This window comes from Rhodococcus sp. MT28, assembly GCF_058792695.1.
The window spans coordinates 131,602-154,614 of the sequence record NZ_JBXAFD010000009.1 but is presented as its reverse complement, the minus strand read 5'-3'; the positions used below and the strand labels follow the sequence as shown (position 1 = coordinate 154,614).

At 62.9% G+C, this 23,013-nt stretch carries 21 protein-coding genes; 4 read left to right on the top strand and 17 right to left on the bottom strand.

The window, feature by feature from the left end; translation table 11 throughout:
• Window positions 1-28 precede the first annotated feature (28 nt).
• Window positions 29-1,804 carry a pyruvate dehydrogenase gene (locus AC1Q6C_RS27850; RefSeq protein ID WP_020969844.1) on the bottom strand — a complete coding sequence of 592 codons (1,776 nt, stop codon included), beginning with the start codon at window positions 1,802-1,804 and terminating at the stop codon, window positions 29-31.
• Between the two features lie 97 nt (window positions 1,805-1,901).
• Window positions 1,902-2,336 carry a nitroreductase family deazaflavin-dependent oxidoreductase gene (locus AC1Q6C_RS27845; protein ID WP_003941666.1) on the bottom strand — a complete coding sequence of 145 codons (435 nt, stop codon included), beginning with the start codon at window positions 2,334-2,336 and terminating at the stop codon, window positions 1,902-1,904.
• 186 nt (window positions 2,337-2,522) lie between these two features.
• Here AC1Q6C_RS27845 and AC1Q6C_RS27840 point away from each other — a divergent pair, with 186 nt between their 5' ends.
• The gene (locus AC1Q6C_RS27840) at window positions 2,523-2,756 is read left to right on the top strand and encodes a hypothetical protein (protein WP_003941759.1); all 234 of its coding nucleotides are present in this window, start codon (window positions 2,523-2,525) and stop codon (window positions 2,754-2,756) included.
• Window positions 2,757-2,852: 96 nt separating this feature from the next.
• Here AC1Q6C_RS27840 and dnaE read toward each other — a convergent pair whose 3' ends face one another.
• From dnaE to lspA, 5 genes are all read right to left on the bottom strand, one after another.
• Entirely contained in the window at window positions 2,853-6,389 is a 3,537-nt protein-coding gene (gene dnaE, locus AC1Q6C_RS27835) for a DNA polymerase III subunit alpha (RefSeq protein WP_003941755.1), read from the bottom strand.
• 99 nt (window positions 6,390-6,488) lie between these two features.
• Window positions 6,489-7,442 (bottom strand): EamA family transporter RarD, encoded by a 954-nt coding sequence (gene rarD, locus AC1Q6C_RS27830; protein WP_007733157.1) that lies wholly within the window; start codon window positions 7,440-7,442, stop codon window positions 6,489-6,491.
• A complete protein-coding gene (locus AC1Q6C_RS27825; protein ID WP_230358783.1) occupies window positions 7,439-8,122 on the bottom strand; it encodes a hypothetical protein in 684 nt (227 codons plus the stop codon). The genes rarD and AC1Q6C_RS27825 overlap by 4 nt, the downstream gene beginning before the upstream one ends.
• Entirely contained in the window at window positions 8,119-9,045 is a 927-nt protein-coding gene (locus tag AC1Q6C_RS27820) for an RluA family pseudouridine synthase (RefSeq protein ID WP_007733161.1), read from the bottom strand. Before AC1Q6C_RS27820 ends, AC1Q6C_RS27825 begins: the two co-directional genes overlap by 4 nt.
• A complete protein-coding gene (gene lspA, locus AC1Q6C_RS27815) occupies window positions 9,042-9,728 on the bottom strand; it encodes a signal peptidase II (RefSeq protein ID WP_003941684.1) in 687 nt (228 codons plus the stop codon). Before lspA ends, AC1Q6C_RS27820 begins: the two co-directional genes overlap by 4 nt.
• A 68-nt stretch (window positions 9,729-9,796) precedes the next feature.
• Here lspA and AC1Q6C_RS27810 point away from each other — a divergent pair, with 68 nt between their 5' ends.
• From AC1Q6C_RS27810 to gad, 3 genes are all read left to right on the top strand, one after another.
• Window positions 9,797-10,723 carry a hypothetical protein gene (locus AC1Q6C_RS27810; RefSeq protein WP_003941753.1) on the top strand — a complete coding sequence of 309 codons (927 nt, stop codon included), beginning with the start codon at window positions 9,797-9,799 and terminating at the stop codon, window positions 10,721-10,723.
• Entirely contained in the window at window positions 10,720-11,487 is a 768-nt protein-coding gene (locus tag AC1Q6C_RS27805; protein WP_228401058.1) for a sensor domain-containing protein, read from the top strand. The genes AC1Q6C_RS27810 and AC1Q6C_RS27805 overlap by 4 nt, the downstream gene beginning before the upstream one ends.
• A gap of 142 nt (window positions 11,488-11,629) precedes the next feature.
• The gene (gene gad / locus AC1Q6C_RS27800) at window positions 11,630-13,021 is read left to right on the top strand and encodes a glutamate decarboxylase (protein WP_042921836.1); all 1,392 of its coding nucleotides are present in this window, start codon (window positions 11,630-11,632) and stop codon (window positions 13,019-13,021) included.
• An 83-nt stretch (window positions 13,022-13,104) separates the two neighbouring features.
• Here the strand turns inward: gad and AC1Q6C_RS27795 are convergent, their stop codons facing one another.
• The 10 genes from AC1Q6C_RS27795 to pgeF form a co-directional block, all read right to left on the bottom strand.
• A complete protein-coding gene (locus AC1Q6C_RS27795; RefSeq protein WP_492666913.1) occupies window positions 13,105-13,608 on the bottom strand; it encodes a WKL family lipoprotein in 504 nt (167 codons plus the stop codon).
• A 116-nt stretch (window positions 13,609-13,724) separates the two neighbouring features.
• Entirely contained in the window at window positions 13,725-15,089 is a 1,365-nt protein-coding gene (locus AC1Q6C_RS27790) for a DNA polymerase IV (protein ID WP_042452844.1), read from the bottom strand.
• 36 nt (window positions 15,090-15,125) lie between these two features.
• Window positions 15,126-15,464 carry a TfoX/Sxy family protein gene (locus tag AC1Q6C_RS27785; RefSeq protein ID WP_021344556.1) on the bottom strand — a complete coding sequence of 113 codons (339 nt, stop codon included), beginning with the start codon at window positions 15,462-15,464 and terminating at the stop codon, window positions 15,126-15,128.
• 68 nt (window positions 15,465-15,532) lie between these two features.
• Complete coding sequence (gene ileS / locus AC1Q6C_RS27780; RefSeq protein WP_230358785.1) at window positions 15,533-18,646, bottom strand: isoleucine--tRNA ligase; 3,114 nt, start codon at window positions 18,644-18,646, stop codon at window positions 15,533-15,535.
• A 281-nt stretch (window positions 18,647-18,927) separates the two neighbouring features.
• Window positions 18,928-19,242: a hypothetical protein gene (locus AC1Q6C_RS27775; RefSeq protein ID WP_007733197.1), complete on the bottom strand. Its 315-nt coding sequence runs from the start codon at window positions 19,240-19,242 to the stop codon at window positions 18,928-18,930.
• 49 nt (window positions 19,243-19,291) lie between these two features.
• Window positions 19,292-20,119, bottom strand: coding sequence for a DivIVA-like cell division protein Wag31 (wag31, locus tag AC1Q6C_RS27770; protein ID WP_003941722.1), 828 nt, complete (start codon window positions 20,117-20,119; stop codon window positions 19,292-19,294).
• A gap of 126 nt (window positions 20,120-20,245) precedes the next feature.
• On the bottom strand, window positions 20,246-20,524 hold the full coding sequence (locus AC1Q6C_RS27765) for a YggT family protein (protein ID WP_003941780.1): 279 nt from the start codon (window positions 20,522-20,524) through the stop codon (window positions 20,246-20,248).
• A 189-nt stretch (window positions 20,525-20,713) separates the two neighbouring features.
• Complete coding sequence (locus AC1Q6C_RS27760) at window positions 20,714-21,364, bottom strand: cell division protein SepF (RefSeq protein ID WP_003941752.1); 651 nt, start codon at window positions 21,362-21,364, stop codon at window positions 20,714-20,716.
• Window positions 21,365-21,449: 85 nt separating this feature from the next.
• Window positions 21,450-22,199, bottom strand: a complete 750-nt coding sequence (locus AC1Q6C_RS27755) for a YggS family pyridoxal phosphate-dependent enzyme (protein ID WP_030537030.1) — start codon at window positions 22,197-22,199, stop codon at window positions 21,450-21,452.
• Between the two features lie 6 nt (window positions 22,200-22,205).
• Window positions 22,206-22,973, bottom strand: a complete 768-nt coding sequence (gene pgeF / locus AC1Q6C_RS27750; protein ID WP_007733207.1) for a peptidoglycan editing factor PgeF — start codon at window positions 22,971-22,973, stop codon at window positions 22,206-22,208.
• Between the last annotated feature and the right edge of the window lie 40 nt (window positions 22,974-23,013).

The following is a 23,013-nucleotide window of genomic DNA, read 5'->3' as shown; positions in this document are numbered from 1 at the left end:
ATGGTCTGCGAGGCAGGGTGGCGGTAGGTCAGCCGCGCGGATCCAACTGTGAGGGACGTGGCACGTTCCGCAGATTCGACTTGGCCATCTGTACTGCCTCGCCGACGCCGCCGTTCATCACCATCTTCGACATCGCCAAAGCGAAGCCCTTCATCTGACCACCGGTGATGGTGGGCGGCAACGACAATGCCAACGGATCGGTCACCAGATCCACCAAGGCCGGACCGTCATGATCGAGCGCGGCGCGTAGGCCCGCTTCGATGTCCGCAGGATTCTCGATTCGGCGCGAGAAGATACCGAGCGCAGCAGCAACCGCCGCGTAGTCGACCGCGGGCACGTCGACCCCGAAATCCGGAAGGCCGTCGACCAGCATCTCGAGCTTGACCATTCCGAGCGTCGAGTTGTTGAACACCACGATCTTGACCGGCAACTTGTACATCGCGACGGTGACCAACTCACCGAGCAGCATCGACAATCCACCGTCGCCCGACACCGAGATGACCTGACGCCCCGGACTCGACCATGCAGCACCCATCGCATGTGGGAGCGCATTGGACATCGATCCGTGCAGCGCCGAGGAGATGAAGCGTCTCGATCCGTTCGGATTGAGATAGCGCGCCGTCCACACGTTGCACATCCCGGTGTCGGCGGTGAAGATTGCGTCGTCGGCTGCCAGATCGTCCAAGATCGAGGCCGCATACTCGGGGTGAATCGGCGTGCGCTGCTTGACCGGATCCGTGTATGCACCAACCACTTTGGTCATCAGAGTGTTGTGCTTGGCGAGCGTGTCCTCCAGGAACCCGCGGTCGGTCTTTCGATCGAGCTGCGGAATCAGTGCGCTCAAGGTGCTCGCGACGTCGCCGTGCACAGCCAGGTCCAGGCTGGTTCGACGCCCCAACCGCTCGGCCGCGATGTCGATCTGAGCGGTACGAACGTCGTCGGGCAAGAACTGATCGTAGGGAAAGTCCGTACCGATCAGGAGCAGGAGATCGGCGCCGTGGATACCGTCGTGCGCCGCACCGTAACCGAGCAATCCGGTCATCCCGACGTCGTATGGATTGTCGTACTGGATCCATTCCTTGCCACGCAGTGAATGCCCGATGGGAGCGCCGACGGTTTCGGCCAACGCCAGAACCTCCGCGCGCGCATCTCGCACGCCCGCGCCGGCGAAGATCGCAACCTTACGCGAGCCGTTGATCACATCTGCCAACGCCTTGACGTCACCGGCATCCGGAACGACTGTCGGCCTTCGGGTTTCGACGAGCGTCGGCGGGGTGCCTTCTGCCGGACAATCGGCGATGTCCCCGGGAAGCACGATCACCGAGACGCCGTTTCGAGCCACCGAATGCTGAATCGCCGACTGCACCACGCGAGGTGATTGGACTGCCGTGCTGACGAGTTCGGTGTAACTCGAACATTCGATGAAGATCCGCTCGGGATGCGTTTCCTGAAAGTAGCCCATTCCGATCTGGGCGCTGGGGATGTGCGAGGCGATCGCGAGGACCGGCGCGCCCGAACGATGAGCGTCGTACAGGCCGTTGATCAGGTGAAGGTTTCCGGGACCGCAGGATCCGGCACACACTGCGAGTTTTCCGGTGATCTGGGCATCCGCTGCGGCCGCAAAGGCGGCTGCTTCCTCATGCCGGACGTGTATCCAATCGATTCCGCCCTTCTCGGAACCACCGGTGCGACGAACCGCATCGACGATGGGATTGAGACTGTCACCGACAATGCCGTAGATCCGACTGACACCCGCGTCAACGAGCTGCTGAACCAATTGATCTGCAACGGTTTTCGGACTCATCAGACCTCCATGACACACTCACGGGAGTCGGGATCGCCGACCCCCGGGAGTGACGATTTACTTGTGATTGATGCAGCGCTTCTTGTGGAATGCGGGGTTACTTGGGTTCGAGCACGAACACCGGAATCTCACGATCGGTCTTCGTCTGATAATCGGCGTAGTCGGGGTACGCAGCGACAGCGCGCTCCCACCAGACCGCCTTCTCGTCGCCGGTGACTTCCCGAGCAACCAGGTCGAAGACCTGCGTCGCGTCACGCAGCGTGACGTGCGGGTCGGCTTTGACGTTGTAGTACCAGACCGGATTCTTCGGGGCGCCACCGAGCGAAGCCACAACGGCATACGAACCGTCGTGCTCGACCCGCATCAGCGGCGTCTTCCTGACCTTGCCGGACTTTGCCCCGATGGTCGTGAGAACGACGACGGGCATGCCGTTCATGTCGTTTCCCTCGGTGCCACCGGAGTTCTCGATGCGTGCGACCTGATCGGCGGCCCACGACGCTGGACTGGGTTCGTACTCACCTGTGATTGGCATGTGTACCAGTGAACACCCACTCGAGCACCTTGGCCACCGAACCACGCCGACCAGGCCTGTCGCCCGCGCGCTCCCCTGGTTGATCGATTAAGTGAGCTGCCGATCAATAAAGTTCGCTTGCCCGAACTCTCATCTCTGGCTACTCTGAAACCACAGCTTCGAACAGCCGTATCAGAAGGGGACGAGATGACCACCGCAGATATCTCCACTCGCGAATCACGCCCCTCCCCCGACTATTGCGTCGATCTGGCCGGAACTCGGTGGCCGCTGTACAAGATCGAAGCTCTCGTGGTCGGGTTCGTGCTGTTCGTCGTCGCCGGTGCCGTCACGCAGTCGATGCAGGTGGCCGTACTGACTGCCGCAACGGCCGCTGTAGTCACGTGGTGGGTACGGCGCGTGCACTACTCACGCACCACCTGATCACCGCACTCCCCCGATCTCCCGCGAACCACGAAGGGACCTTGCTGCTGATGCAGCAAGGTCCCTTCGTTCTGTTCAGATCCGCTCGATCGGCGGTCAGACCGTCAGACAGCTCGGCCCGAGTAATGCCTTCAGGTCGCCCATCAAAGCCGAGGAAGGTTCGACCCGAAGGACGTCGTCGACCTTCCACAAGCTGATCTCGGTTCCACCGATCAGCCGAACGTGAACGTCGGACGTTCCGGGGTGCCTCGTCAGCACCTGCTTGAGAGCACTGAGCTTGTCCTTGGTGCATTGCCGAAGCGGCAGCGAGACCGACAGGGGGCGCGCGACCCCGATCGCCGAAATATCAGGCACCGCAAGGTCGTTGCCGATCAGCGACATCCGATCGTCTCGGATCGAAACGCGAGCCTTGACCAACACGATGGCATCCTCGGCGATGTCCATTCCGTACACGGCGTACGCCTGCGGGAAGAACAGCACCTCGATTCCACCCACGAGATCTTCGAGCTGCACGATGCACCAGGTCAGACCGTTCTTGTTGACCCGGCGGTCCACCGAGGCAATGATGCCGCCGAGAGTTACCTGGGCACCGTCCTGAACGCCGCCTTCGAGTATCGCGGCGATGGACGTGTCGGACTGCTGCCGAAGAATGTGCTCGACGCCGTTGAGCGGGTGACCGGAGACATACAGCCCCAGCATCTCTCGTTCGAGCGCCAGGCGATGCTTGGAATCCCACTCTTCGTCAGGAATCTTGACGTCGAACACCGAGGTGATCGACTCGTCCGCCTCGGCACCACCGAAGAGGTCGAACTGTCCGATCGCCTCTGCCTTCTTGGTGCTCATCACGGAATCGATGGCGTCGGCATGGACCAACATCAGGCCCTTGCGCGGATGACCCAACGAGTCGAAAGCACCGGCCTTGATGAGCGATTCGGTGACCTTCTTGTTGCAAGCCATCGCGTCGATCTTGCCGAGATAGTCGGAGAAATCTGTGAACTTCGACTTCTCGGTGCGCGCCTTGATGATCGAGGCGACGACGTTGGCGCCGACGTTGCGCACCGACCCCATACCGAAACGGATGTCGTCGCCGACGGTCGCGAAGTCGACGCGTGACTCGTTGACGTCCGGCGGGAGAACGGTGATGCCCAACTTGCGGCAGTCGGCGAGATAGATCGCGGACTTGTCCTTGTCGTCACCGACGGAGGTCAGCAGACCCGCCATGTACTCGGCCGGGTAGTTCGCCTTGAGGTACGCAGTCCAGTACGACACGAGTCCGTAGCCGGCGGAGTGCGACTTGTTGAACGCGTAGCCGGCGAAGGGAAGGACCGTGTCCCACAGCGCCTTGATGGCGGCTTCGCTGAAGTTGTTGTCCAACATGCCCTGCCGGAAGCCGGCGTAGGCCTTTTCCAGCTCGGACAGCTTCTTCTTACCCATGGCGCGACGCAGCAAGTCGGCCTGGCCCAGGGTGTACCCGGCCACCTTCTGCGCCAGTTGCATGATCTGCTCCTGGTAGATGATCAGGCCGTATGTCTCCGAGAGGATCTCCGCGAGCGGCTCCTCCAATTCGGGGTGAATCGGCTTGACGTCTTCCAAGGCGTTCTTGCGCTTGGCGTACGAGATGTGGGCGTCCACACCCATCGGTCCCGGTCGATACAGCGCCAAGGCGGCGACGATGTCGCCGAATCCGGTGGGCTGCATCAGTTTCAGCAACTCGCGCATACCGCCGCCGTCGAGCTGGAACACACCGAGAGTGTCGCCGCGGGCGAGCAGTTCGTATGTTGCCGCATCGTCCATCGGCAAAGTGTCGAGGTCGAGGTCGATGCCGCGGTTGGCTTTGATGTTCTCGAGCGTGTCGCCGATGACCGTGAGGTTTCGCAGACCGAGGAAGTCCATCTTGAGCAGGCCGATGGCTTCACACGAGGGGTAGTCCCACCCGGTGATGATGGCGCCGTCCTGGGCGCGCTTCCAGACCGGGATTGCGTCGGTGAGCGGTTCGGACGACATGATCACCGCGCAGGCGTGCACACCGGCGTTACGGATCAGCCCCTCCAGACCCACCGCAGTCTTGTAGATCTTCGCGACGTCCGGGCTGGAGTCGATGAGCGCTCGAACCTCGACGGCCTCCTTGTACCGCTCGTGCTTCGGATCGGTGATACCGGAAACCGAGATGTCCTTGGCCATGATGGGCGGCGGGAGTGCCTTGGTGATCTGATCGGCGATGGCGAAGCCCGGCTTGCCGAACTGGACGCGAGCCGAGTCCTTGATGGCAGCCTTGGTCTTGATGGTGCCGAAGGTGATGACCTGGGCGACCTTGTCGTTGCCCCACTTGTCCGTCGCGTAGCGAACCATCTCGCCGCGACGGCGATCATCGAAGTCGATATCGATATCGGGCATGGACACACGCTCGGGGTTGAGGAATCGCTCGAACAGCAACCCGTACGGGATGGGGTCGATGTTGGTGATACCCATCGCGTAGGCCACCAACGAACCGGCAGCCGATCCACGGCCGGGCCCGACACGGATCCCGACGTCCTTGGCGTGGTTGATCAGGTCGCCGACCACGAGGAAGTAGGCGGGGAAGCCCATTTCGTTGATGACGCCGATCTCGTAGTCGGCGCGGGCGAGGTACTCCTGCGGCGGTCCGCTCGGGAAGCGGCGATCGAGTCCGCGCATCACCTCGGCGCGCAGGAAGGTCTGCTGCGTGTGTCCCTCCGGGACCGGGAAGATCGGCATGCGGTCGTGGAACGCCCACACGTCCTCGTACGACTGCACACGCTCGCCGATGGCAACGGTGTTGTCGCATGCCCCCGGTACCTCGTTGTCCCAGATGGCGCGCATCTCGGCAGCGGACTTGAGGTAGTAGCCGTCGCCGTCGAACTTGAAGCGAGTGGGGTCGGAGAGCGTCTTGCCGGTCTGAATGCAGAGCAGCGCCTCGTGATTCTCGGCGGCGTCCTTGGTGACGTAATGGCAGTCGTTGGTGGCAAGTGGCGGAATACCGAGTTGCTTGCCGATGTCGAGCAGACCCTCTCGCACACGGCGCTCGATCGAGAGACCGTGATCCATCAGTTCGAGGAAGAAGTTGTCCGGGCCCCAGATCTCCTGCCACTTCGCGGCAGCTTCGAGAGCCTCGCGATCGTGACCGAGACGAAGGCGGGTCTGGATCTCACCGGACGGGCAACCCGTGGTCGCGATGATGCCCTCGGCGTGCGCGGCGATGAGCTCCTCGTCCATCCGTGGCCATTTACCGAGCTGGCCCTCGATGGACGCGAGCGACGACAGCTTGAAGAGGTTGCGGAGTCCGGTCGCGTTCTCGGCCACCATCGTCATGTGGGTGTACGCACCGCTACCGGAGACGTCGTCGGACTTCTGGCTGCGATCTCCCCACAGAACTCGCTTGGTGTTGAAGCGAGACTCGGGTGCGATGTAGGCCTCGATGCCGATGATCGGCTTGATGCCGGCGCTCTTTGCCTCGTTGTAGAACTGGCTGGCGCCGTACATGTTTCCGTGGTCGGTCATGCCGACTGCGGTCATTTCGAGACGAGCGGCCTCCTCGAACATGGCGCCGACCTTGGCCGCACCGTCGAGCATCGAGTACTCGGTGTGATTGTGAAGATGTACGAACGAGTCAGCCACGTGCGCCTCTCTGAAGGTCTGGGAGCGAGATCGAGTGTATGCCGCGCTGCCGACACGACCGGCGACCGACGTAGCGGAGTCGCCGTGCGCCGCCTCCGGTCACGTGACCGGAACCTCGGGTTCGGCGCTCGACCTCACCGAACGCCGCGAACGTCGACCGGCGACGAAGGTGTCTGTCGTGAAGATCACCAGTGCAGCCCAGATCAGAACGAAGCCGATCCAGCGTGAGGCCGGCATGTCCTCGTGCATGACGGCCACACCCCACGCCATCTGGAGCGCCGGGGTGAGGTACTGCAGCATGCCCATCGTCGCCAACGGAACTCTCTGAGCGGCGACGCCGAACAGGAGCAGCGGCAGCGCGGTGACCGGGCCGGCGGCAAGCAGCAACAGGCTGTGCCCGGTACCGCTGCTGATGAATGCACCGGCCCCGGTCAGGCCGAGAAACACGAGGTAGCCGACCGCGAACGGTGCGGCAACGACTCCCTCGGCAGTCAAACTGGTTCGAGGATCGAGCGGAACCACCTTCTTGACCAACCCATAGGTGGCAAACGAGCCGGCGAGCAGCAAAGCGACGATCGGAGGTTTCCCGAAGTCGACCGTGATCACCACAACTGCCGTGGCAGCGAGAACGAGCGCGGCGATCTGGGCGGGACGCAATCGTTCGCGGAAGATCACGACGCCGAGCAGAACGGTGACCAGCGGGTTGATGAAGTACCCGAGAGCCGCCTCCACGACGCGGCCTGACACCACGGCATAGATGTACGTGCCCCAGTTCACGGCGATCGCCGCTGACGCCGCGGTCACCAGCAGCCAGGTGCGTGCGCTGATTCCGCGAAGCGATCCGAGGCGGCCGGCAAAGGCCAACACGATCAGCATCAACAGAAGGGTCCACACCACCCGGTGCGCCAGGATCTCGACCGGATCGGCGAAGTCGAGTAATCCGAAGAAGGCCGGGAACGTTCCCCACAACAGGAAGGCCGCCACACCGTAGAAGATCCCCGAGGACGAACGGGACTCAGCGCGTTCGTCCTTGTTCACAGAACCGGAGTTCACGGGACCGGACCGTCGTCGGGGCCGGGAGCAACGACGTCCACGTACTCCGGCAGCAAGGGACGGACGGCTGCCAACCACGGCGAGGCGTCGGACGGCAACGCTTCCACTGCACGGACGTTCGAGTCACGTTCGATCGCTTCGAGTCCTTCGGGAGTCGCTCGCACCAGCACGCCCACCGCGCAGGCGCACCCGGCGGACAATCGCTTCGCCGACGCGAGCGCCACCTGTTGCTGACGATCGGTGTCGCCGCCGAGCGAGACCAGTCGCGTGGCTGCAACCCCGGGCGATCTGCGCACTGATTCGTCGTTGTCGGGAACGGGCACCGACATGAGCGGCGTCTGGACGCGCTCGATCGGAACTCGGAACATGACCCTGGACACGCGAACGCCCGAGACCTCAGCGCCCGGCACCTGAACACTGCTGGTCGACGTGATGACCTCGTCGACGGTGAGTGCCTTCGTGAACGAGACCAACGCCCACACCGGCCCGTCGACCGACGAAACAGAATCTCGCGCTCGGTCGAGGTAGTCCGGGACAGCTTCCCCACTGTCCGGACCCAGAGTGTCCGTCCGGATCGGCGGGGTCGGCACGGGATTCGCGAACCCCACGCCCACCACCGCCGCCACACCGACCACCACCGCGACGACGGCCAGCGCGGGGGTAAGCCCGCGCGGTGTCATGAGGACCGGAGAACTTCGAGTGCGTGTTCGAGATCCTTCGGGTACTTGCTCTTGATCTCGACCCAGCGACCGTCCGCCGGATGTGCGAATCCAAGAGACACGGCGTGCAACCACTGGCGCTCGAGGCCGAGCCTTTCGGCAAGTCGAGGGTCCGCGCCGTAAGTCAGGTCGCCGCAGCACGGATGGCGCAACGCCGAAAAGTGGACACGGATCTGGTGTGTGCGACCGGTTTCGAGGTGCACGTCCAGCAGACTCGCTGCCTGGAACGCCTCGATGGTGTCGTAGTGCGTGACGCTGGGCTTGCCGTCGGCCGTGACCGTGAATCGCCAGTCGTTCCCGTGATGGCGTCCGATGGGCGCGTCGATCGTTCCGCTGCTCGGGTCGGGGTGTCCCTGCACGAGAGCGTGGTAGCGCTTGTCGATGGTCCGCTGCTTGAAAGCGCGCTTGAGCAACGTGTACGCGCGCTCGGATGTGGCAACCACCATGACACCCGACGTTCCGACGTCCAGGCGGTGGACGATGCCCTGACGCTCGTGGGCACCGGACGTCGAGATGCGGAAACCGGCCGCGGCAAGTCCGCCGATGACGGTCGGTCCCGTCCACCCGACGCTGGCGTGCGCGGCAACTCCGACGGGCTTGTCGACTGCCACGACGTCGTCGTCGGCGTAGAGGATCTCCATTCCCTCGACCGGTGTCGCTTCGATGGTCAGGGGCCGCGGCGGTTCGGGCAGGACTACCTCGAGCCACGACCCTGCGGTCAGACGATCGGACTTGCCGACGGCCACACCGTCGACGAGTACCGAGCCTTCTTCCGCGAGTGTCGCGACCACGGTGCGCGAGAGTCCGAGAAGGCGCGCGAGGCCGGCATCGACGCGCATGGCATCGAGACCGTCGGGCACTGGCATCGAACGGGATTCCCTCACTTGGTTTCTCCCTCGGCTGCAGCCTTCGATTCGGTGAGCTTCTTGTCATCCGCCTTGTGATCACGCAGGCGTTCACCGTTGGGTTCGAAGCCGAACAGTGTCAGGACGACGAGCAGAATCGCGCCACAGACGATCGCGGAATCCGCAATGTTGAACACCGGCCACCAGCCGACGGAGACGAAATCCACCACATGTCCGCGCATGATTCCGGGAGAGCGGAAGAATCGGTCGACGAGGTTACCCAGCGCGCCGCCGAGAACGAGGCCGAGACCGAGCGCCCACCACGGTGAACGGAGCGTGCGACCGATCTTGATCACACCTATGACCACACCGATTGCGACGAGAGTGAGGATCCACGTCATCGACGTCGCCATCGAGAACGCTGCCCCCGGATTGCGCACCATCGTGAATGTGACCACGTCACCGATGATTTCGATCGGCTGCCCCGGTTTGACCGCGGCGACTGCCCACACCTTCGTGAGAATGTCCGAGAGCAGGATGACAGCGGCGATGGCAATGAGCATGGTCAGCCGGCGGGGCTTTTCGACCGGCGCAACCGCCAGGTCACCGTCTTCCGATTTCACGGCTTCCGGTTTCACGGTTTCGGGCTCGTCGGCCTTCGAGATTTCGGTAATCGGCTGATCCTCCGCGTTGACATCTCGGTCTGGGTGGTCTGTACTCACGCAACCATCATCCCTCATGTTCACCGCACCGGGTCACGCACTCTGCAACTGCGGCTAGCCTGGAGCGCGTGCCACTGCTGTCCACGACCGGCCGACGCGTTCCGTTCGCCCTCGCTGCCCTCGCTCTCACCACCGTTCTCACCGCTTGCGGCGACTCGGATCAACCTCCGAACACCCCGACCTCCTCGCCGAGTGAGGTGACTGTTCCGGTGACCGCCGCGACGGTCGAAGTTCTCGAGGCGGGAAGCGAACCGCGCGAGGTTTTGCGTACGAACTTGCCTGTCGGCACCACGCAGACGGCGACGCTCGTCACCCAGGCCGTCGTGAGTCAGCAGATCGATCAACAACCGGCGCAGGATTTCTCTTCGCCGGAGATCACGATCCCGCTCTCGGCAAACGTGACCGCTGACGATCCCACCGCAGTCGTTGACCTCACGCTGTCGTCGATGACCTCGCCCGATGCAACGCTGCAGGCTGCGCTGAGCGGGGCCGACGGGTCTGCGGCCGGATTGTCGGTCACGGATTCGGGCGCCATCACCGCCCTACGGTTGAAGCCCTCCGCCAACTCGGCCAATGCTGCCCGCGCTGCAATCGAACAAGCGCTGGGCCAAGCGGTCTACCGGACCGTTGCACTCCCCGACGCTCCGGTCGGTGTCGGCGCACGTTGGGTGGTTCGGCAGCAAGTCAGCAGCGAAATCCTGCTCGATCAGACAACCACCGTCACGCTCACCGCGCGCGAGGGCAATCGGCTTTCGCTCGCGGTGGACGTATCGCAGACCCCGCAGAGCCCGGTCTGGAACCTAGCCGGTGACGCCGGAACGCTGAACATCGATCAGTACGTCATGGCCGGCTCCGGAAACCTCACCGTCGACCTCTCACTCCCCTTGCCGATCGACGGACAGATGACCGTCGGCGGCGACCAGGCATACGGCGACCCGGACAGCTCCTCGGTGATCCGGCAGACCATCTCCAACAGCATTCGGTGGGAATCGTGACACGCCGGTCGCTTCTCGCACTTGGTCTGACCGCAACGGCGGCACTGTTCGTCGTGACCGGTTGCGGCTCGGACGACTCGCCTGGTGCCGACACGACTACGCAGGTTTCCGCCCCACAGGTCGGCTTGGCGCCGTTCACGGCTGCTCCGGCCGCACCGCTGAGCGGGGCGCCTCTCGACCGTGACGGCCTGCAACGAGCCGCGCTCACCCTGTCCGAGCTACCTGCGGACTTCGACATAGTTCCCGACCCGGTCGACGACCTCGGCCTCGCACCGGCGCCGGAGAGTTCGGAGGCGGACAAGTCGAGCACCGACCCCGCCGTCTGCGCCCAGGTTCTGGCGCCGATAGCCACCCAGGCTCCCGGATCGGTCGCCGACCTCTCCGACATGTTCACCGGCCCCGATTTCACGAGCATCGATCAGGACTCTGCTTCGTACGCCGACGGCACCGCGGCAGCAGCAGCTTTCGAGAAACTTCAGACCACGCTGGCCGGGTGCGCGGAATATTCAGGAACCGATGCCGACGGAACGACAATCACCTATCGCGTCGGCGGAGCGTCGGACCCGAACGTCGGCGACGCGTCTTTCGCTTTCCGAATCATCACGGAGAGTGGCGGTTTCACCTTGGTCGCCGATGCGATCGTGGCCGCAGTCGGGACCACGTTGACCCAGGTGTCCGCAACTGCGCCGAGTCCGATCGCCCCCGACGTGCTGCACTCGATGGCATCGGCCGCCGCCGATCGCCTGCGCGCACAAACGCCCTGACAACGAGCGGATTGGTCCCGTCTCGGCCTTACGCGAATGATTCGGGACCACAGACCCTTTGACAACTGCCCGTCCACACTGAACGGTGAGAGTAGGTACGAAACAGACCAACGCGACACACTGATGTGAGGAGCCAGAGTTCATGCCGGAACCCAGAAGGTCAGATCACACCGATTACGTAGCCGTCAATCCGATCTTCTCGAGGCCTGGCGAGGATTCGGTTGCATCGAAGTACACACTCGAACCCGACGGCATGCTTCCCGAGACCGCGTATCAGATCGTCCACGACGAAACGATGCTCGACGGCAATGCGCGGCTCAATCTCGCGACGTTCGTCAGCACGTGGATGGACGATCACGCCACCAAACTGTATGCCGAGTCGTTCGACAAGAACATGATCGACAAGGACGAGTATCCGCAGACCGCCGCGATCGAAACCTATTGCTGGCGCATCCTTGCCGACCTCTGGCACTCGCCCTCCCCCAAGGACGCAATCGGCACCTCGACGATCGGTTCGTCCGAAGCCTGCATGCTCGGCGGCCTGGCGATGAAACGACGCTGGCAGCACGCACGAAAAGCCGCGGGCAAGTCCACCGAAAAGCCAAATCTCATCATGAGTTCCGCGGTCCAGGTGTGCTGGGAGAAGTTCTGCAACTACTGGGACGTCGAAGCGCGTTACGTGCCGATCAGCGAGGAACACCGCACCCTCGACGGTCACGATCTGGACAAGTATGTCGACGAGAACACCATCGGCGTCGTCGCGATCATGGGCGTCACGTACACCGGGATGTACGAGCCGGTCCTGGAAATCTCGAAGGCACTCGATGCGATCCAGGCGAAGACGGGACTCGACGTCCCCATCCACGTCGACGGCGCTTCCGGTGCGATGATCGCACCGTTCCTTCAGCCCGAACTCGAATGGGATTTCCGACTACCGCGCGTCCACTCCATCAACACCTCGGCGCACAAGTACGGGCTCGTCTACCCCGGCCTCGGCTGGGTGGTCTGGCGATCGCAGGATCTACTTCCCGACGACCTCGTCTTCAAGGTGAGCTACCTCGGCGGCAGTATGCCGACCTTCGCACTGAACTTCTCGCGTCCCGGCGCTCAGGTGATCCTGCAGTTCTACTTGTTCCTGCGTCTCGGCCACGACGGCTATCGCGCGATCCAGCAGTCCTCACAGGACGTGGCGAAATTCCTCGCCGAAGGAATCGGGAAGCTCGACGCCTTCGAATTGTGGAACGACGGTTCCGACATCCCGGTCTTCGCGTGGCGCCTCGCCGAGGGCCACACGTCCAACTGGACGCTGTACGACCTCTCGGACCGGTTGCGAGGCAAGGGCTGGTTGGTGCCGGCCTACCCCATGCCGGACGATCTCGCGGATCTGACAGTGCAGCGCATCGTGGTTCGTAACGGACTGAGCATGGACCTGGCGGCCAATCTGCTGCGCATCATCGAAGAGGAAACCGCGTTCCTCGACGAACTGGACAGCCCGATGCCGCGGCCGCGCGTCACCGAGGGATTCCATCACTGACGTCGCTTACCGCGTGAAGAGCGGCCGCCCACTCCCCTTCGGGAGTCGGCGGCCGCTCTGGTGTTTCAGGTGTTACCGAGAGATCAAGCAGCGCAAGCCGGCGAGGTCAGACCTGCAACGCCGACGATCTGGCAAGCGGTGGTCTTCGAGAGCTTCCAGACGCCGTCTTCGTAGACGAACGACGCCTGCAGGCCCTGCTGCAGCGGCTGACCGTTGACGAGGATGTTCAGCGAAGCTGCTGCCGTCTCGCTGCCTGTGTCGGTGACCGGGTCGAGGATCTCGACCTGGGCGCCGGCAGCCTTGGCGGCAGCGGCGACCTGGTTGATCAGCTCGGGATCCTGCTCGGCGCCCTGGACGAGGTTGACCTTGTCTGCGGCCGGAACGGTCTCGTCGAGTGCCTGGGCGACCTTGCCGTTGAGCTCAGCAGACGTCGGCAGTTCAACGGTGGTCGTCGCTGCCGCAGAGGTGGTGGTCGTAGGCTTCGCCGAAGTCGTCTTGTCGGAGTCTCCTCCGTCTGAACCACAAGCGGTCATCGTCAGGGCTGCTGCGATCGCCACGGCTGCAACGGTCATCTTCTGAAGCTTCAACTTCTCAGTCCTATCCATTCGGGTGTTCACATTCGAGCGTCAGTCGAACATCGTGCTTGCTCGAGGATCGTCGACAACATTACCCAACGGTAAGCGGAAAAAGTCTAAGGACATCCTCAGAGAAGGCTGTCGACCGCATCTGCTACCTCGAGCACCTCATCCGATTCGGCGAAGGTTTTGGCTATTCCCGTTCCGCTGGAACGGGTTTCGAAGCGAACTGTCACCACTCCGTGCCCGGCACCCTGCACCCAACCGTGTCCGTATTCTGGATGCTTCACGTCCAAACCGGGGTGCCAGTAGCGCTGAGGCACGCGTGCGGCCACCGGAACGTCGAGTTCAGCCTCATCGAGGGCGCCCGTGAGAGTCTCGACCGGATAGCCGGGAACATCCTGATCCAACTCGGGAAAAAGTGATCCTTGCCGAACGGTGGACAAACCGGCGAATCCCACACCGACCAGGCGAATCGGCCCCAATTCCTGTGGATCGATGACCTGTTTCTGCGCAGTCGCGATGAGGATTTGGCGGTCGATGGTGGCAAACGGCAGCGTCACGGATCGAGTCAAGATACTCATATCGGACTTCTTGAGCTTCAGTACGACGGTGCGAGCAGCTCTTCCGTCCTTCTCCAGCCTGGAAAATGCTGCACGACCACTACTTTCGACGGCGGCGCGCAGTTGCGCCATCGTGACGATGTCTGCGGCGAAAGTGGATTCCGCGCTGATCTGCTTGGATTCGGCACGCTCGGCGACCGGCCGATCGTCGATCCCCTGTGCGAGCCGATGCAACCCCGGTCCGACAGTGGTTCCGAGTATCGACGCCACCTCCGCTATGGGAGTGCGGGCAAACCCTCCGATGGTTTCGATGCCGAGACGCTTGAGCTTTTCCTCGGCAACAGGGCCGATCCCCCAGAGCTTCCGCACCGGCAGTGGATCGAGCAACTCGTGCTGCATCCCGGGAGGAATGACTGCGACGCCGTCGGGCTTTGCCAGTCCCGACGCGATCTTGGCGACCTGCTTACCTGCGCCGGCACCGATCGAGGCGACCAACCCGGTCTCGGCTTTGATCAACGCCCGCAAATCTTCGCAAAACGCGCGGACCTCGTCAGCTCCGACACCGGCCAACTCCACCGGCTCCCCGAAAGCCTCGTCCACCGACAGTTGCTCGAGGATCGGCATACGAAGGCGCAACGCGTCGAACGTGCGTTTACTCAGAACCGAATACAACGACATCCGCGGTGGCAATACCACCGCTCCACCACCGACCATCCGGCGTGCTTGATGCATCGGCATCGCCGATCGCGCACCGAAAACTCTCGCTTCGTAACTTGCCCCGGCCACCACTCCGCGCCCGCCCAAGCCGCCGACCAGCACCGGGCGACCTCGCAGCGTGGGACGGGTCAACTGCTCGGCGGAGGCGAAAAACGCATCCATGTCGAGATGCAGCACCCACCTGCGACTTCGTGTGGGATCACCTTGATTCATCGGGAGTTACGGTTCTCTCAAAAGTAGGTGCAGAATCTACGTCCGCGCCTTCTTCTTGGGCGACTTCTTCTTCGGCAGGGGCAATACGTCGGCAGTCCGTTGAATGAAGGCGTGCAGGTGATCGAGGTCCTGCAACCGTTCCTCCGTCACCCGGTAGTAATCCTTCGCTCCCGGGTACGGCGGAGCCAGATCCGCCTCTGATCCGAACTCCGCACTGACCTCGGTGGGTTTGACGAACAGAACGTCTCCGCAGATCAAGCCCACGATCTTCTCGTCGCAATACAATCCGTACTCGCCGAACATCGCCCTTGCCCGCACGTCGAGCGGTTCCAACTGCTCGAGAATGCGCGCCACGGTTTCCTTGCTCGTACTCATGAGAGCAAACTACTCCGGCACCCCGACATACAGACATTCTTCGGGGAGCCGGAGTAGTTACGGCGGTATTAGACCTTCGTGATCGCGGCGCGGATACCGTCACCGAGATCGACGGCGTCGTCTCCCGCTTCACCCACCGAGAAGGAGGTGGCCAGAACCTCACCGGCGATCAATTCGCGATGACGCTCTGCCCACTCCTTGCAGTCCTGCGGAACCTCGAGCACGACGTTGATCCGGTCCGAGACGTCCAAACCGGCGGCACGACGCGCATCCTGCAACTGACGGATACGGTCCTTCGCCCAGCCCTCGGCTTCGAGTTCCTCCGTCACGACGGAATCGAGTACGACGAGTCCCGCACCGTCGGGCAATGCAGCCGTCGAATCAGGCTCGGCTGCAACCAGTTTCTGCGTGTACTCCTCGGGCAGCAGTTCGATGCCCGCCGCAACCACGACGCCGTCCGCGTTCTCGGTCCAGTCGCCCGCCTTGACCGCCTTGATGACAGTCTGAACGGACTTGCCCAGACGCGGTCCTGCAGCACGCGCGTTGACCGCGATCTCGAAGCGCCCGTGCACGTCGACGTCATCGGTCAGATCGACCTTCTTGACGTTGACCTCGTCGGCAATCAGTCCGAGGAACGGACGCAGACGCTCGGCATCCGGCGCCGCAACCGTGACCTCGGGCAGCGGAAGACGAACACGCAGATTCTGTGCCTTGCGCAGGCTCAGCACCGTGGAGCACACGGTCCGGACGTCGTCCATCGCCGCTACCAGGTCGGGGTTCGCGGGGAGCTCCGACGCCTCGGGCCAATCAGCCAGGTGAACCGAGCGCTCCCCGGTCAACCCGCGCCAGATCACCTCGGACACCAACGGCAACAGCGGCGCAGCGAGACGCGTCACGACCTCGAGCACGGTGTGCAGGGTGTCGATCGCGTCGCGATCCTCGTCCCAGAACCGCGAACGAGACCGTCGCACATACCAGTTGGTGAGTGCGTCACAGAACAACCGAAGCTCGTCGCACGCACCGGCGATGTCGTTGACCTCGAGGGCCTCGGTGATCACGTCGCGGGTGGTAGCGAGCTTGGCCAGGATGTACTGATCGAGGATGTTCTCCGAATCGGTACACCACACACCGGATTCCGGGGCGTACAACTGCAGGAAGCTCCAGGCGTTCCACAGCGGGAGCAATGCCTGACGCACACCTTCGCGGATGCCCTGCTCGGTCACGATGAGGTTTCCGCCGCGCAAGATCGGCGAAGACATCAGGAACCATCGCATCGCATCGCTGCCGTCGCGGTTGAACACCTCCTTCACGTCCGGGTAGTTGCCCTTGGACTTGCTCATCTTGAGTCCGTCGTCGCCGAGCACGATGCCGTGCGCAGCAACGGTTTTGAAGGCCGGACGATCGAAGAGTGCGGTGGCCAGCACGTGCAGCGTGTAGAACCAGCCGCGAGTCTGCCCGTTGTACTCGACGATGAAATCGCCCGGGAAATGACCCTCGAACCATTCACGGTTCTCGAATGGGTAGTGCACCTGCGCGTACGGCATCGAACCGGATTCGAACCAGCAGTCGAGCACCTCGGGAACGCGGCGCATCATCGACTTCCCGGTCGGGTCGTCGGGGTTCGGGCGGACCAGGTCGTCGATCATCGGGCGATGCAGATCGGTCGGACGCACACCGAAGTCTGCCTCCAACTGATCGAGCGATCCGTAGACGTCCGTACGCGGGTACTGCGGATCGTCCGACACCCACACCGGGATCGGGCTGCCCCAGTAGCGGTTTCGGCTGATGTTCCAGTCGCGTGCACCTTCGAGCCACTTGCCGAACTGGCCGTCACGGATGTGCTCGGGCACCCACGTGATGTCCTTGTTCAGCTCGACCATGCGATCGCGGAACTTGGTGACCGCGACGAACCACGAGGGAACCGCCATGTAGATGAGCGGCTGCCCACTGCGCCAACTGTGCGGGTACGAGTGCTCGATCGTCTCGTGCCGCAGCAGCTTTCCAGCGGCCTTGAGGTCCTTGATGATGACCGGGTTGGCGTCGAAGACCATCAAGCCCTCGTACGGCGGAACCATCGAGGTGAACTTTCCACCCGCATCGAGCGGCTGCACGACCTCGATACCGTTGGCCGTGGCGACATCCATATCCTCCTCACCGAAAGCCGGTGCGAGGTGGACGATTCCGGTTCCGGAATCGGTTGTCACGTAGTCGGCCGAAAGCACGACGTGCGCGTTTGGATGTCCGAGGAAGAAGTCGAACGGCGGTGTGTACGACAGTCCGACCAACTCGGCGCCCTTGTGGCGGGAAACGACCTCGGGGTCCTCCCCCAGCTCACGTGCGTAATGAGCTACCCGTGCTTCCGCGAGCACGTACCGCTTTCCGTCCTCGCCGAGCACCTGGACGTAGTCGACCTCGGGATGAACCGCAGTGGCCAAGTTGGACGGCAGTGTCCACGGAGTCGTGGTCCAGATGATCGCGTTTGCGCCGTCCAATGGTGAACCCGGAGCGACCAGCGGCATGTCGACCGTGACTGCAGGATCCTGACGCATCTTGTACGCGTCGTCGAGACGAGTCTCTTGATTGGACAGCGGAGTCTGCTCGTACCAGCTGTAGGGCAGCACGCGGAAGCCCTGATAGATCAGGCCCTTGTCGTGCAGCTCCTTGAAGGCCCACATGACGGACTCCATGAAGTCGACGTCCAGGGTCTTGTAGTCGTTGTCGAAGTCGACCCAACGTGCCTGGCGGGTGACGTAGTCGCGCCACTCGTCGGTGTACTTGAGCACCGAGGCCTTGCAGTACTCGTTGAACTTGGCCAGACCCATGACTTCGATCTCGGCCTTGTCCTTGATGCCGAGTTGCTTCTCCGCTTCGAGTTCTGCGGGCAGTCCGTGGCAGTCCCAGCCGAAGCGTCGCTCGACCTTGCGTCCACGCATGGTCTGGAAGCGCGGCACCAGGTCCTTGACGTACCCCGTCAGCAGGTGACCGTAATGCGGCAAGCCGTTTGCGAAGGGCGGTCCGTCGTAGAAAACGAACTCTTCGCTGCCGTCCCGATTGGAAACCGACGCACGGAAGGTGTCGTCGTCGTCCCACTGTTTCAGGACTTTCTGTTCCAGTTCGGGGAACTTGACTCCGGTGTCGGCGGGGACACCGTAGTCGACTTTGGGATACCCGTTACTCGCCATGGCGATCTCCTCGTGCCAGTCGGACTCGGCACGGGGACGACGTGGCGCTTGTGCGCCGACACCGCGGTACCACCCCGTTTGCACCCCGTAGATCCGCGCTTGGATCCCGAGGTGCCACTCGATCGAGCTGTGACGGGCTCACCCGTTCGGTTCTACTGAGTTCTGGGCGCCTGAAGCGACAAGAACCGTTCTTCCGAAAGCTCCCCGGTGATTGCCGGATCACAGCCTGGTATTCGTGTTGGACAGTCTAATACTCGTCCTGGACCTTGTCGGAACTCGCCCTAGGACTTGTCGGGGCCACCCGGCGACTCGCCATGATTTCTCTGATTGTCATCGTTGGCGGTGGCTGCATCGTCGATCGACGAATTCGAGGAACTCTCGACTCGACCGTAAGGCGACGACATTCCGCTGCCCGATGCCGGGTCATCCAACGAAGGAACCGCCTTCCTGCTGGTCAGCGCACTGACCAGCAGGAGGACGGCACCTGCTACACAAATCGCGATACATGCCCACGCCCAGATCAGCGACCCTGTGGTCAGGGCGACGATCAGGAGAGCGAAACCAACTCCGGCGAGAACCAACGTCACGACCAGCACGTATCAACCTTTGTCCGGTCCGATAGCTGAGCCGACGGGGCGCTCTCGGTCAGCTGTTTCCCTTGGCGAAGGACGGGCTGTAGGAATCCTGTCCACCGTCGACCGGAACGGCCGAGCCGCGCTGTTCGAGCTCTTCGAGCTGCGATTCCAGGTAGGACTTCAGGCGCACCCGGTACTCGCGTTCGAACGTCTTGAGCTGCTCGATACGGCCCTCGAGGACCGATCGCTGCTGGTTGATGGTCGCCATGATTTCGGTGTGCTTCTTCTCGGCGTCCGCCTTGAGAGCGTCTGCCTTCTCCTGAGCCTGGCGAAGCTGGGTCTCGGAGCGAGTCTGAGCGTCGGTGAGCATCGCCTCCGACTTGTTGCGCGCATCCGCGATCATGCCGTCAGCCTTGCTGCGAGCCTCGCTCATGAGCTGCTCGGAGTTGGTGCGGGCACTGCCGAGCAGCTGCTCGGACTCGGTCTTGGCATCGTTGGTGAGGCGATCCGCCATCTCCTGAGCCAGTCCGAGGACCTTCGCGGCCTGCATGTGGGTGTCGCCACTCTGCGGCGCTGCAACGGCAGCAGCGGCGGGAACCGGCGCTGCAACAGGTGCAGGCTTGGGCGGTTCGACGACCCGAGCGGGCTCCGGCTTGGGCTGCGCTGCGACGGGTGCTGCCTGCTGAGCAGGTGCCGGCGACTTCTTGGCAGCCGCGAGCTCCTGATCCAGCTCACCTACGCGCTGGCGCAGGTCCGCATTCTCTTCGATGAGCTGCGACAGCGCCTGCTCGACGAGGTCGAGGAATGCGTCGACCTCATCCTCGTTGTAGCCACGCTTGCCGATAGGCGGCTTGCTGAACGCAACGTTGTGCACGTCAGCTGGAGTCAGTTGCGGCATGGAAGGATCCCTTCACGCGTCATTTGGCGGTCTAGCAAGCATTCAGTTTCAACACAGTCTACGTAGTGGCGAACCACTGGATGAGTTATGGCATCCATTCTGGCACACCACTCACTCGGACTGCGCTCAGCGAACAACCGACATCAGGATGATGACGATGAAAAGCAAGACCATGATGGATAGATCCAAGCGAACTCCACCGAGGTTGATCGGGGGGATCAACCTGCGGAGCAGTTTCACCGGAGGATCGGTGATCGTAAAAATGGTTTCGAGAATGACTGCGACCAATCCGGTCGGTCGCCAATCTCTGGCAAACGAACGAACGAACTCGACGATCACTCTGCCGATCAGCAACAGCCAGAAGACAACCAGCACCAGATAGATCACAGAGAGAAGCGCGTCCACACCCTCACTCTGCCTGACTTCTGCGGTGTGTCCAAAACAGACACACCGCAGCAATTCCGGAACCGGTCCGCATCGAGTCCGTCTTGTAACGGCCGGCGATGGGTCCGAATGCGACGTCCGCCGAGGCGGGCCGCCGTTCGAATGTGCTCACGTCACCCCTGCTCAGGGGCCGGACTGCGGTCGAGACCATCATTTCTGGCTGTAGAAACCCGTCTCGGCGATCCGACGGCGCTCCTCGGCGGAAACGTCGATGTCGGCCGGTGAGAGAAGAAACACTTTGGTGGCTACCTTGTCGAAAGAACCACGCAATGCGAATGCCAGGCCGGCCGCGAAATCGACCAGACGCTTCGCGTCGGCGTTGCTCATGTCGACCAGATCCATGATGACGGGAGTGCCGTCCCGGAACCGCTCACCGATGGTGCGGGCCTCTGCGTAGCTCTGCGGACGCAGTGTCGTGATCTTGGCGAGCGGGCCGCCGTCGTCGACAACCGGCGCACGTCGCGCTTCGGGTCGCTCTGCGCGCGCGTCGACCGCGAGGTTGCCACGGCTTGCCGGGCGCGGCGCCATCGCCGGGCGGCTGCTGCGGCTGGGAACGGTGTCGACGCGGGGCCGGGAGTCGTAGCGATCGAACTCCGCGTCCTCTTCGTCACGACGACTGGGCGCATAGCTCGCCTTCGAGAAGGCAGGTTCGACGAACTCGCGGTCGTCGCGCTCGGCATAGCCGTCGTGACTACGACGGGGTGCGCGGCGAGCCTGATCGGGCTCCTCCACGTATTCGTCCTCGTAGTCATCGAGGGGAACCATGCCGAAGTAAGCCTTGAACTTATGCAGGTTGCTCATTGATCGACCTTCCTTGGCGCGGCGGAATCAATCCGACTGCGACCGGTCGCAGCGGTGTGGACGGGTTGGGCGATCACCTGAGCGATCACCTCGAGATTACTGGTCGTGAGCCGAGCAGTGCGGTTCCGACACGCACGCAGGTTGATCCGTGGCGCACTGCAGCCTCCAGATCGCCGGTCATACCGGCCGAGAGTTCGGTTGCCCGGGGATGCGATTCGAGGATCAAAAGATGTGCCCTGCGGAGGATTTCGAACTGCTCGTCCGGATCTGATCCAAGCGGCGGGACGGCCATCAGTCCCGCGAATTCGAGACCTTCGGCTGATTCGATCCGCTCGGCGAGAGGCGTTAGCTCGCCCGTCGGAACTCCGCCACGCGCGGGGTCTCCGTCGAGACTTACCTGGATGAGCGCCCGGAGCGGCTCCGTGCGCTCACCGTCCGACAAAGCACTCAGCGCAGCCCGATCGAGTGCATCGGCCAGTCGCGCACTGTCCACCGAGTGAATTGCATAGGCCCACTTCGCTACCGACCGAGCTTTGTTGCGCTGCAACTGTCCGATCATGTGCCAGCGAACCGGATCATCGATCGCGCCCGTCTGTGCAGCGCCGTCGAAGTCCGCGACCTTCTCCACTGCTTCCTGCTCACGAGACTCACCGAATTCACGGCACCCCAGCTCGTACAGGATTCGAGCGTCGGACGCCGGAAAGAATTTGGTCACCGGCAGCAGTGCTACGTCGGAAACCTCGCGACCGGCGGCAAGGCAGGCGGCCGCCAATCGCGCCCTCACCGAGTCGAGTGCCGTCGATATTTCTGTCAGCCGCATTTCCGTCTCGCGCATTTCTGCCTAGACGGTTTCCTGCGCTGCGGGCGCTTCCATCCAGATCACTGCAGCTTGACGCCCGGTCAGAGATTCTCGGCGATGACTGAACAACGCGCGATCCTCGATCGTGCACCGCGGGTCCTCGGCGACACCGGACACACCCGCGGCGAGCAACTGCTTACGCAGTCCCGCACGCAGATCGAGCCCCGGCGTGCCCTTCTCGGTGCGAGTTGCGCTGCCCGGCAAGTGCTTTTCCACGTCCGCGCGCATCGCAGCGGGAACCTCGTACTGGCGTCCGCTCGCAGCCGGACCGAGGAAGGCGCCGATACGCGAAACGTCCGCGCCCTGACGCACCATCTCCGCGAGGACGCGCGGGACGATACCGATGCGGGCACCGATCCGTCCGGCATGAACGGCCGCGATCACACCGGCCTCCTCGTCGGAGAGCAGAACGGGAACACAATCTGCACTGAGGGTGGCGAGCGCCAGGCCGGGAACAGTGGTGACCAGAGCATCCGTCACCGGAATCACTTCGTCGGTCGGTTCCGTCACGACAGTGACGTTGCGCGAATGGATTTGTTCCATCCACACGAGATGGTCAGGCTCGACGCCTATTTCGCGTGCCAGACGTCGGCGATTCGCATCGACGGCTGCCGGATCGTCTCCGACGTGATCGCCCAGATTGAACGACTCGTACGGTGACGCGGAAACACCACCGGCTCGGCTGGTCACGACGCGGCGAATGCGGGTGCGGGTGGTCGACTTCTCGGTACTCAAGATAAGTGTGCTCACAAACGTCGAAAGTTGTCGTCCGGCTCAGACGTGACCGGAC